This is a genomic window from Arthrobacter flavus (assembly GCF_039526005.1).
GTDB classification, from domain to species: domain Bacteria; phylum Actinomycetota; class Actinomycetes; order Actinomycetales; family Micrococcaceae; genus Arthrobacter_D; species Arthrobacter_D flavus.
Genome location: NZ_BAAAIJ010000012.1, coordinates 1 through 10,273 on the forward strand (window position 1 = coordinate 1; position 10,273 = coordinate 10,273).

The 10,273-nt window shown below is 58.3% G+C and carries 11 protein-coding genes and 1 pseudogene; 6 read left to right on the forward strand and 6 right to left on the reverse strand.

Annotation, left to right across the window (positions count from 1 at the left end; genetic code table 11):
- Positions 1-327: 327 nt before the first annotated feature.
- The 3 genes from ABD059_RS04865 to ABD059_RS04875 all read right to left on the reverse strand — a co-directional run bounded on the left by ABD059_RS04865 (position 328) and on the right by ABD059_RS04875 (position 3,119).
- A complete protein-coding gene (locus ABD059_RS04865) occupies positions 328-1,329 on the reverse strand; it encodes a hypothetical protein (protein WP_343878193.1) in 1,002 nt (333 codons plus the stop codon).
- Entirely contained in the window at positions 1,326-1,664 is a 339-nt protein-coding gene (locus ABD059_RS04870; protein WP_343878194.1) for a PadR family transcriptional regulator, read from the reverse strand. The genes ABD059_RS04865 and ABD059_RS04870 overlap by 4 nt, the downstream gene beginning before the upstream one ends.
- Before the next feature lie 135 nt (positions 1,665-1,799).
- Complete coding sequence (locus tag ABD059_RS04875) at positions 1,800-3,119, reverse strand: hypothetical protein (RefSeq protein ID WP_343878195.1); 1,320 nt, start codon at positions 3,117-3,119, stop codon at positions 1,800-1,802.
- A gap of 854 nt (positions 3,120-3,973) precedes the next feature.
- Here ABD059_RS04875 and ABD059_RS04880 point away from each other — a divergent pair.
- On the forward strand, positions 3,974-4,546 hold the full coding sequence (locus ABD059_RS04880; RefSeq protein ID WP_343878196.1) for a recombinase family protein: 573 nt from the start codon (positions 3,974-3,976) through the stop codon (positions 4,544-4,546).
- Positions 4,547-4,696: 150 nt separating this feature from the next.
- Positions 4,697-5,575, forward strand: a complete 879-nt coding sequence (locus ABD059_RS04885) for a hypothetical protein (RefSeq protein WP_343878197.1) — start codon at positions 4,697-4,699, stop codon at positions 5,573-5,575.
- 198 nt (positions 5,576-5,773) lie between these two features.
- Here the strand turns inward: ABD059_RS04885 and ABD059_RS04890 are convergent, their stop codons facing one another.
- Positions 5,774-6,298 (reverse strand): GNAT family N-acetyltransferase, encoded by a 525-nt coding sequence (locus ABD059_RS04890; protein ID WP_343878205.1) that lies wholly within the window; start codon positions 6,296-6,298, stop codon positions 5,774-5,776.
- 295 nt (positions 6,299-6,593) lie between these two features.
- Between ABD059_RS04890 and ABD059_RS04895 the strand changes: the two genes are divergently transcribed.
- From ABD059_RS04895 to ABD059_RS04905, 4 genes and pseudogenes are all read left to right on the forward strand, one after another.
- Positions 6,594-7,397, forward strand: a complete 804-nt coding sequence (locus ABD059_RS04895; RefSeq protein ID WP_343878199.1) for a MerR family transcriptional regulator — start codon at positions 6,594-6,596, stop codon at positions 7,395-7,397.
- A gap of 364 nt (positions 7,398-7,761) precedes the next feature.
- Positions 7,762-8,109: pseudogene (locus ABD059_RS04900) on the forward strand (DUF4158 domain-containing protein); the annotation flags it as partial.
- 137 nt (positions 8,110-8,246) lie between these two features.
- Positions 8,247-8,516, forward strand: coding sequence for a PadR family transcriptional regulator (locus tag ABD059_RS17715; RefSeq protein WP_377959556.1), 270 nt, complete (start codon positions 8,247-8,249; stop codon positions 8,514-8,516).
- A complete protein-coding gene (locus tag ABD059_RS04905; RefSeq protein WP_343878201.1) occupies positions 8,516-8,905 on the forward strand; it encodes a hypothetical protein in 390 nt (129 codons plus the stop codon). Before ABD059_RS17715 ends, ABD059_RS04905 begins: the two co-directional genes overlap by 1 nt.
- A gap of 60 nt (positions 8,906-8,965) precedes the next feature.
- Here the strand turns inward: ABD059_RS04905 and ABD059_RS04910 are convergent, their stop codons facing one another.
- Together ABD059_RS04910 and ABD059_RS04915 are read right to left on the reverse strand one after the other, a co-directional pair.
- On the reverse strand, positions 8,966-9,196 hold the full coding sequence (locus tag ABD059_RS04910; protein ID WP_343878203.1) for a hypothetical protein: 231 nt from the start codon (positions 9,194-9,196) through the stop codon (positions 8,966-8,968).
- A 447-nt stretch (positions 9,197-9,643) separates the two neighbouring features.
- Complete coding sequence (locus ABD059_RS04915; RefSeq protein ID WP_343878204.1) at positions 9,644-9,874, reverse strand: hypothetical protein; 231 nt, start codon at positions 9,872-9,874, stop codon at positions 9,644-9,646.
- Positions 9,875-10,273 lie beyond the last annotated feature (399 nt).

Here is a 10,273-nt window from a genome sequence, read left to right on the forward strand (position 1 = left end):
GGACCATTCGACCGACGCGGGTGAGGGCATCGATGCTGAGGGGCAGCTGGTTCAGGGCGAGGTCACCGTCGATGTATTCGACGATGTGTCGGTGGTCGGAGTCCTGTCCCAACGGTTCTGGTGCATCTACTCCAGCTTCGCGAAGTGCCTGTAGATAGCTCTGGATTGCTGCGGATCTTTTTTGACAGGGTTTTCGCACCGTGTTTCCCACGCGAACAACACTGTCCGAAGTATTACCGCCGGTTAGCTGCTCTTCCTCACTCACACCCGAAGCCTACTGGAGCAGCTCCCAAACGACGGATTTTGGAGACCCTGAGTAGCGCCGATCTACTTCGCGTGTGGTCTGATCTCTTTGGTGGGGAAGAGAAGGATGGGTCGTTTCCATGCTGCCCACGCGCTAATGAGAGCTGCGAGGAAGCATAGGACTATGACTATGGCTGGTTCGATGGTGATGTGTCCGCCCCCTCGGCCGCCGAGCGTCATGAACATTGTCGACAGCGGTGCAGAGGCCAGCGGGATCAGAATGAGGCAAGCCCATGGGCGGGTCTTTGAGCCGGCGATGGTGATCAGCGCCGCAATGAGCGCAAGCTCAAGAGTCCACCGTGAGAGCACGGATCCATCAATGAAGCCGACGTTATCGGGTGGCCAGAACGTTTTCTGTGATCCACTGCCTTGGAGGTAACTGGTGAGGGTGATGATGACGCCGAGTGCCGGTGAGCCTACAACGACCAGCTGGCGGAGCCGTGGCGTCCGTGTGGGATTTCCTGCCAGGGCGAGAAGGCTCGTCACGGTGAAACAGACAAACACGATGAGGGGCACCCCGATGGTGGGGGCCGAAGTTTCTAGGACGATAGCCAAGGCGACGCTGGCCAGAATGGTGACTACGTGCAGGCATTTGGCCACCCCGGCCCGGCCTACCGCCTGTGCAAGGAATGCGCCAAGGGCAAGTAGGAAAACAATGGCAGCAGGGGTGGTGACTGGTCCGAAGGGGTGATCGGCAAAGGTGTAGCTGTTCCAGCGGAACCAGCGCCCGAACTCCCCAAGGACCAACATCATCAATGCCAGCGCGGTGCCAGCGATGAGGCCGACAGCAGCGAGTCGATCGCGTCGGCGACGTGGCACCACCGAAAGGGCCTGATTCGCGCGAGCAGTCAGCCCATGTAAGGCCAGATGCAGGATCTCCGCGGTTGATGCTTTGGTCTTACCTTTTTCGGCTGCGACGTCCATCATCACCCCGACCAGTTCCTCACCACGTGTTGCCCGCCATCGTGCAGGGTAGGCGCGTAGCGCGAGGCGGTACCTGCCCTCGAGCGCGGTCGTAGCGCTCACGCCATTCCTCCTACAGCCCGGGCCTGGAGGCTAAGCCGTGCAGCGCCCGCGTTGGACTCCAGCCGACTAATTTCACGCTCTAGTGTCTTGGCCCCTGTGTCGGTGAGGGTGTAGTAGCGGCGGAGTCGACCGTCGACGATTTCGTCGCCGGCGTCCTGCACTAATTCTTCTTCCTTTAGACGGTCGAGGGTTGTGTACAGGCTGCCTGGCTGCAACGACACCCTGCCGCCAGAGAGCTTCTTCGTCTCAGCCAGCAGGGAATAGCCGTGGTGTTTACCTCTCGCCAGGGCTGTCAGGATCAGGAAGGTAGGTTCGCGCATTTCACGGATACTCATAACGAGAACTATATGTATGTTGCATGACTATGCGCTGTAGGTGTGTGCGTGTCGCGAGACCGCATCGTTCAGAAAGGTTAGAAACGATGGTGGTAGGACCCCTCAGCGGCCTTTTCCGTTCTTGCGCCAGTAACCTTAGCTCGTGGTCATGCGCATTAGGGAGCGGAAGTCGTGAGGTTCGGAAACTTGAACAGCAAGATCGGCCTCGAATGCGTGGTTATAACCGAGAGCCGTGACGCGCCAGTGGGCTCTAACTGACTCCGAAGTGGCCAGCAGAACTAAATCGTCATCCTCGCTAACCCACGGCGTGCTCGGCCGAAGGTGAGGAAGTTCAATGATTACTCGCAGCCCATCCAATTCGTTTTCCCAACTAAGGGGATAGGTACTGTTTGCGGCTCGCAGCCCTGAGTAGTCGATCGGCTCGAAGAGGTCCATGCCATAAGGGTTGCGGGAGCGAACCACGGGAGGGATCAGCTTGTTTTTATCAAGATCCTCGACGTTGGTGTGGTCGACGCCGCGTACGTTCTCAAGGAGAATGTCGACTCTGACCGCTTCTAAAAATTGGCTCTGGGTGTTGTGAACGCTGAACCTCGGCCCAGGCAGGACTGCACCAGCCAGTTTGTCCAAGATACTTGACCAGTTGTCGGTGAGCTCGTCTTCCCACTCCTCGGCACGCTTATCGAATCTCTCCGAGGTCCACTCAGTACCACCAAACATGGGATTGGAAATGGCTAGCGCGGCCACGGTTGCGTTCGGGAAGGGGGCTGATTGCACCTTTACGTACTTCTCGCGCGCTTGCTCGATCGCATTCTCCACGATTCGCTGTCGGACGCCATCGGAGGGAAGGATGAGATGCGCGGGACTATCGAGGCTGACCTCGAACTCAGGCACCGTTACCGTTCGCTGGCGGGCTCGCGCGAACAAACGGTCTAGATCCGCTGAGTCAACCTTTCTTGTCTCTCCCTGACCCCGGACGTACACGTCACCATCCCGAAGAGTGGAGGATGCATTGCTTCCAGTGAAATCTTTTCGACATACATACACTGGGTCACCCTGCCGGGGAGGTTCAATCAGGATGAAAAGCGCCTCTGTGCCTGGCCCATCGGCAGGACGCCGTTCAAGGTCCCACTGCGGGCCACTTGTACCGAAGTAACGGCCGATCTTCTGCTCCAGAGCAAGTATCTCTAGCCCAGCAGGAACTCCGCCTACTCGGCCCTTCTCGGCACCGAGCACCATCACGGCGTAACCTCCAAAAGCACGAGCCGCTAGATCAACGGGCCGATTTGCTGCACCCAGAATGAACTTTGCGACTTTAGCGCAATCCTCCTTCAAATTGAGGTCAAAGGAACTTTTCACCTCGAGAAAGTGCTTCTCCCGAACATCGCCGTCCTGACGAATCGCCTCGAGTATTGCGTTGCGCTGTCGTTCTCCCGTTGGTGCCCGGCTTACGTCCATGATCTGTATCCTGCCACTACTGGCGGTGACGCCTCGTCGATCACCCCTCTGGCCAAGGGCCGAACAAAGGTGCGGCGTAGAGGTACACCCCAACGCGACAGGTCGAATCGGAGCGTTCCCGGTTACAGCAGCATGCCTTCGATGCCCGTTCGCGGTTTCGAACGTGAATCGTTGTGGCGGTTCATCCGCAGGTGGACGGCTTTGAGCTCTGTCCTTCGGGCTCCACCCGCCCACAGGTGGATGACCCGCCAAGAGCCTGGGCCCGCTTCTCCGGCGCTGCGGTGTCTGTTTCTATTGCCACTATTGGTCCAATTTGATCCTGAGGTCTTGTCGTCGGTGGCACGTCGTGAAGGAGGTTGTGCACGTCCACCGCTTGCTTGAGTGAGCTTTTTCGTGGTGGTGACTCAGGTGGGTGTGTGCAGGCGGGTTCTTGGTTCCTGCTGTCCAGGTGTGTGCGGGAAAAGCAGCGGAGCGTGGGGGAGCTTTTGCCGTGCACATGTGGGCAGGAGGCGCAGCAGTCGGCCACTGGAAAGCTAGGTCTCTTGGACTACGACGGAAAACCCTTTCGGTTAGCTGAGCGGGGGTGGCTGAAGGGATGTGGTTTCAACCGGTCAACGCACCGCGGTCGGTATATGGTCGCCGGTGTAGGGACTGTCTGACTTCGGACATGTCGCCTTCTGGCATCTCAGCAAAGGATCCTTTGACCGGACAAGCGGAAGGGTTCGGTGGCGGTTTTGAGGTGCCCATCATTTGCGGGGGTTTTTCGGCCGCGTGTCGTCTCATCAATGTGTCTCACCGCATATATTCTCAGCAAGGAAGAAAAGTACCTTTGATGAGTTTTGGAGAGCGTCAGGATGGGAAGCATCGGATATACCAGGGTCAGCACTCTGGAACAGAACGCTGACCTGCAATGTGCTGCCCTCGGCGCAGCTGGGTGCGACCGGATTTTCACCGATCATGGGGTCAGTGGAACGGTGGCCAGCCGGCCTGAGCTGGACAAGCTCCTCGACCATTTGCGGGAGGGAGATGAGGTCGTGGTGTGGAAGCTGGACCGGTTGGGGCGCAACACCCGCAACCTGCTGGCTCTGATCGATGATCTGGAACAGCGGGGTGTGCATTTCCGCAGCGTCACGGAGGGTATAAGTACCACCGGTCCCATGGGCAGGGCGATGCTGACGGTGATGTCTGCTTTCGCTCAGCTCGAGCGTGACCAGCTGGCGGAGCGAACCAGAGCTGGCATGGCGGTGGCTGCAGAACAGGGGCGGAAGGCTGGGCGCCGGGAAGTCACTATCGACCATGCCACGGTGAAGCGTGCCCAGGATCTGAAAGCTCAAGGACTCGCGCCGGCAGACATTGGGAAGATTATTGGAACCAGCCGTGCCACCGTGTACCGGTACCTCAGTATGGGGGCAAACGAGGTGTCCTGACCTTGAAAGAGGACAGGCGCCGAGTCCGGCATAGAGCCCCACAAGAACAGTGCCACTTATCGTTATGACTCACACGGATGGCCCCTGACTTATCAGCGGTCCCGTCCTTCCGTGGTAGACAAAGAGCAACCCCTCTGAAAAGGACCACTCATGACTGAAGAGAAGCAGCATTTACTATCCGATCCGGCGTCACCGGTTTTCGGCATCCTATCGACCGCCATCATGGGGGGCCTGTCTCTCATCGACGCAGCCAAGCTGGATGATCAGCAGCGCCGCGCTGTCCACGTCGGAACCGCTGTCTTCACGGGCCTGTACATCGGGGTTACGGTCGGCGGCAAGTACCTACCGTTGCGGGTACTGGCTGGGCTCGCCGCGGCTGCGGCCGCCCTTCGCTTCGCTGATGTCGGAGACGTGATCGATGCCCGCCTTGAGGAGAAACTTCGGCGAGCCGGCACACGGCACCCGCGCCGCTGGATGGCAGCAGGTGCCGCAGCATTTACTTTCTCTGGATTCCTCGGTGACCGTGCTGCAGCCAGAAGAGGGCAGTCCATGACGATGCTGGACGATGAACCTGAGCAAGTGAGGTCACTGGACCCGCGCGTCCGGGGCCTCATCCAGTGCCTCCTGGACGCCAGCGACATAGCGGGAGCACGCGAGCTCCGTGAACAGCTCGGTGCCGCGCAGGAAGTCTACTGGGCTGACGAATTCATCTCGACCGTGTACTTCAAAGTCCCCGCCGACCTGCCGCGCGCAGTGCCCCATGACCAGGTATTTCCGGTGCGGGCCCAATTCAGCGGACCGGAGGGCGCGCCGTATCAAGTCCTCTTGCAAATTTCTGCCGGCCAGTTAGATCATCTCGCGGTAGAACCATCAGACCAGGAGACCGCCGAGTCCGTCGATAATTTCCTCAAGGAATGGCCTGATCCCTCCGAGGTCGTTTACGTCCTCGATAACGCTGACGGGACGAAAACCGTTTCGCAACCGACTCCTCCGTCACCAAATGCCACCACTACTGGCAAGACAGGGTAGCAAGACACCCCAGAAGCAGTAACGCGGGGGGAGTTGTGGATCGCAACGCAAAATGGCTGTCTTTCTGCACCGCTATGTGGCGTGTCAGACGGGGCAGTTCGTCTCACATCTCATGGGATTCGAGGCACTCTGGTTACGAGACAGTGCAAGGTCCTCGTTCGACCTTGGCGAAGCCGATGCCGCCCGCGAGCAGAACGACTACCGGTCGTCGCCGATTTTCAGTTCCCATCGAATCTCGCCATCTTCGATCGTGCTAGTGGGTGCAAGACCCTGATTCTTTGCCACCGCCATCGAGGCCTGATGCTGAGGATGCACGAAGGCGCCGAATGATCCAACGCCGCGTTCCCGCAGCCATTGGATCATTGCTCGCGTCGCTTCTGTAGCAACGCCATTTCCCTGCGCTTTAGGTGCCACGACCCACGCAATATCGGCGCCCAGTTTCCCCGTTTCGCCTCCAACGGTGGCCTGAACGAAACCGACCAGGACACCGGAACTTTTATGGCGGATGACCCAATTAAGCCACCACTCCGAGCCGTCGTTCGACTGCCCAACCGACTGGGCGACGTAGCGCCGCACCAACCCTTCGGGAGTGGGTGGCTCGCCACCGATGAACTCATAGAGCGACGGATCAGCCAACACAGTGACCATCTCCGGAGCGTGGTCGACTGAGAGCGGTTCCAACAAGAACCGCTCCGTTTCCACCTGCTGGGGTGCTGGCCACATCACGCTCAAGTCTTCCTCAACGCGTCGTCGAAGCGTTGCAGGCCAAACGGCCAGCAACCGTTTAGGTGCCCCGAGACTAAGCTCAATGACCGGGCGTCCTACGGACGAGCTCGAGGGTACTACTTCCCTAGCCCGGTGTCTCGCAATCCTGGTGAGCGAGGCATCTCACGACCCACCCGCGGGTGATCCGAAGCATTCCTAGTCTCGTATCCCATTGGTTGCAAGACGGTCGGGTTGCTGCGGATTCGAGGGCGATACTTGACTCTGACACTGTGGAAGGTGGGAGAACTGAGACATGTTATCCATCGGAGCCTTCGCGCAGATCGGCCAAGTAACCCATCGGATGCTGCGGCACTGGGATACCGCAGGTTTGCTCGTGCCGGCTCATGTGGACGAGTTCAGCGGTTACCGATCCTATGATCCCTCGCAACTTGAGCGTCTGCATCGAATCGTCGCGCTGCGCCAACTTGGGTTCGGTCTTGAAGATGTCTCATCGATTCTTCACCAAGGCGTTGATGCGGGCCGAATAGCAGCTTTGTTACGTATTCGCCGCGCAGAGGTCGAGAAAGAACACCAGATCGCTGCTGGCCGACTCGTCGACGTGGAACGTCGGCTCCTACTTATCGAGAAAGAGAAACACATGTCCCAGATCGAAATCATCGAGAAGTCCTTGCCCGCCGTCCGCCTCGCCGCCCGCCGGGCGGTCGTCGCTGACCAGCCAGCGGTCGCCGGTATCGTGGGTCCTGCCTTTGACGCTATTGCCAAGATAATTTCCGATCAGTGCGGGGCTTTGGCGACGCCGATAGCGCAGTACGAGACGATTGAAGCCGGCCTGCAGATCACCACCGGCTATGCCTACAACGGACCTGCTCGCGACGGCTTCGAGATCGTGGAGCTGCCCGCTGCTGAAGTTGCCGTCTGCGGCGTCCATCTCGGCTCCATGGAGCACATCGCCGAGAGTTGGCAGGCGATTCATTCTGAGATTTTCGCTCGAGGCCTTGTTCATTCAGGGCCGTGCCGGGAGCTCTATGTCCGGGCGATCTCAAAAGATCAGTCCGATTGGGTGACCGAGCTGCAGCAGCCTGTTCTTCGCAGCTGAAGCGTCCCAGGTTTCCTGCCCATTAAGCGAGTTGCAGATCTCGGGATCAGCCGCAGAACTCCGCGAAATGTCTCATAACCTTGCTCTCTGAATCCATCGGTTTCGACACACATTGGTTTCGAGATACTAGATGGCAACGCCTCGAGTTCAGTGCAGCGTTTACCGCCCGGTTGGTACCCTCGTACGGCTACCTCGAGTGCGACGTTGGGATAAAGCAAACGCCTGTTTCTGTTAGGGGGTTGAGGCATCGGAGTCGGCTTTTCGCAGCCATCGCGAACCGGGGCCCTCGCCGGCGGCCTCGTCGCCTGGGTTGAAGAGGGTGCATTTGCCGAGAGACAAGCAACCGCATCCGATACACGGCCTGTGGCCGGCGTATGCCACACGGGAAGAAACACGCCGCGAGCATCTACTTGAGCTGCGCACTTACCTCGGTCTGGAGTCTTTCGACCTGGCACACTACCGACAAGCTGTGCATTCGACCACGGAACTGGCTATGCAGTCTGATGAGGGCATCGTGCCGGCTGGCGTGGTTGACGCACTGCGCTGTCGGCACGTCGTAATGCCGTCGTTGGACGTCATCGAGCGCATCTGCGCCGAAGCCATAACGCGGGCCAACCGGAACCTCTATGCCGCCTTTACGCATTCACTGTCTGCCGCCCACCGGCACCAGTTGGACGGTCTGCTCAAACGCATGGAAGAAGGAAAATCCACCGTCGAACTTGGTTGGCATCTTTGATCTCGGCATAGGTTGATATTCTATCTACTATGATTTAGATTCTACCTATGTGTATCCGACAGTGGCGCAGTGACTTCGTCAGAAGTTCCTTGGCTTATGCCGCTTTGGCTGTGATGGCGAGGGAGCAGATTCATGGGTATGAGCTTCTAATACGTCTGAAGGAAAATGGGTTTGGCCATATTAAGGGTGGCGTTCTGTACCCGATTCTTCATCGGTTAGAGGACGACGGGCTTGTGGCTCATACCTGGGATACGGGCACGGGAGGGCCTGCTCGGAAGGTTCTTCGTCTTACGCCTGAGGGCGAGAAGGAGTTGGCGCACGCGAAACAAGCTTGGCAAGAAATAACTCAGAGTTTGAACCGATTGAACGCGAAAGAGAGATGATGTTTGATTACGAAAGCCGACTATCGGCAGCACTGCGCTCTCGCGGCGCCAGCGATAGCGTGGTCCACGACGCGGCGTTGACGCTCAAAGAGTTTCCTCTAGATGACGACGGACTTATCCGGGAGTTTGGGGAGCCGGAAGAGTACGCAAAGGATCTTATGTCGGATGCTAAGCCGCGGTTGAGGTTCGCCTTCATCGTCACTGGTTTGGTTCTCGGGGTTCTTGCCTGGTTCGGTCTTCGAGCAGCTAAGGAGTCCGGGTGGGAGGCGCTGGAGCCGGTGTCGAACTTTGGGGCTTTGATTGGACTGCTTCTCATTGGACTTGGAGTGCTTGCGGAGTTCTTCCGTTATCTATATACAGGTCGTCATTCCCGGGCAAACCGCAGGTAGGTTGCAACGGCGTGCGGAGCTGGCTATTAATCTAGCTAGCTCCGCACGCCGCTAGTCAGCCTAGAAGCCGAATACCCACAGGAGTGCGTCGTACAGGGCATTGATGCCGACGCCGCCTGTAGCTCCGAGGACGATGGTTTTGATGGGTTTAGGCACGCTGTTGTTCCACCAGTTCACGAAGGCGGTTCGGCCCTTTCCGAGCTGGGCTCGGATGGCGTTGTACCATCTGACGTTGGTCTTCTTCAGGACCGCCATGCCGGCCTTGACGGCCAGGCGGACCGCGATTGGCACGGCTTGGGGGGAAGCTTGACCTCCCACCGTAGGAGCCCCTGGCCGGATGGGAGAGGTTAGTGATCCGGCAGCAGTCGAGCTCGCCCGGAGGGACGATGCTGCTGGAGCGGTCTGCACCACAGAAGCGGACACAGAAGTTGTTGAGTGAGATTGTGACGGCGACGCTACAGCGGCTGAGATGCCGCTGAAGGACAAAGAACTGATGATCGACACTGAGACAACAGTTCGGACGAGTTTCCTATTTTTGAGTTCCATGCTGATTCCTACCCCATAGGTGCGCCGCGATCATCGCAGCACAATCTGATTACTTGTTGAGCACGAGAAGAATATTGCTCGGAGGTCACGAGGTGGCCAAAGGCAATATCTTCCAACCGTGAACGGCTTACCTCGGCGGAGCGTTTAGCGCTTCGACTTTTGGGCTGAAGCGCTAATTGATCGTATAGGTCCCTAGAAGCCGAATACCCACAGGAGCGCGTCGTATAGTGCGTTACCGGATAGTCCTCCAGTCACGGCGTAAAGAGTGTTCTTCACGCTGGCTGGCACGCTGTTGTTCCACCAGTTCACGAAGGCGGTTCGGCCCTTTCCGAGCTGGGCTCGGATGGCGTTGTACCATCTGACGTTGGTCTTCTTCAGGACCGCCATGCCGGCCTTGACGGCCAGGCGGACCGCGATTGGCACGGCTTGGGGGGAAGCTTGACCTCCCACCGTAGGAGCCCCTGGCCGGATGGGAGAGGTTAGTGATCCGGCAGCAGTCGAGCTCGCCCGGAGGGACGATGCTGCTGGAGCGGTCTGCACCACAGAAGCGGACACAGAAGTTGTTGAGTGAGATTGTGACGGCGACGCTACAGCGGCTGAGATGCCGCTGAAGGACAAAGAACTGATGATCGACACTGAGACAACAGTTCGGACGAGTTTCCTATTTTTGAGTTCCATGCTGATTCCTACCCCATAGGTGCGCCGCGATCATCGCAGCACAATCTGAATGTGAGCAAAACGGGACTGCTGAAGGTTTGGTTGACTCCTGACCTGTGAGGATTAACCTCGCGGGTGGAAGGATGTTCATCATGCCTAAAGCCT

Coding starts and splice junctions, on each gene's coding strand:
- ABD059_RS04870 (WP_343878194.1), bottom strand. CDS start 1,664: ATGAGTATCCGTGAAATGCGCGAACCTACCTTCCTGATCCTGACAGCC.
- ABD059_RS04875 (WP_343878195.1), bottom strand. CDS start 3,119: ATGGACGTAAGCCGGGCACCAACGGGAGAACGACAGCGCAACGCAATA.
- ABD059_RS04880 (WP_343878196.1), top strand. CDS start 3,974: ATGGGAAGCATCGGATATACCAGGGTCAGCACTCTGGAACAGAACGCT.
- ABD059_RS04885 (WP_343878197.1), top strand. CDS start 4,697: ATGACTGAAGAGAAGCAGCATTTACTATCCGATCCGGCGTCACCGGTT.
- ABD059_RS04890 (WP_343878205.1), bottom strand. CDS start 6,298: ATGTGGCCAGCACCCCAGCAGGTGGAAACGGAGCGGTTCTTGTTGGAA.
- ABD059_RS04895 (WP_343878199.1), top strand. CDS start 6,594: ATGTTATCCATCGGAGCCTTCGCGCAGATCGGCCAAGTAACCCATCGG.
- ABD059_RS17715 (WP_377959556.1), top strand. CDS start 8,247: ATGGCGAGGGAGCAGATTCATGGGTATGAGCTTCTAATACGTCTGAAG.
- ABD059_RS04905 (WP_343878201.1), top strand. CDS start 8,516: ATGTTTGATTACGAAAGCCGACTATCGGCAGCACTGCGCTCTCGCGGC.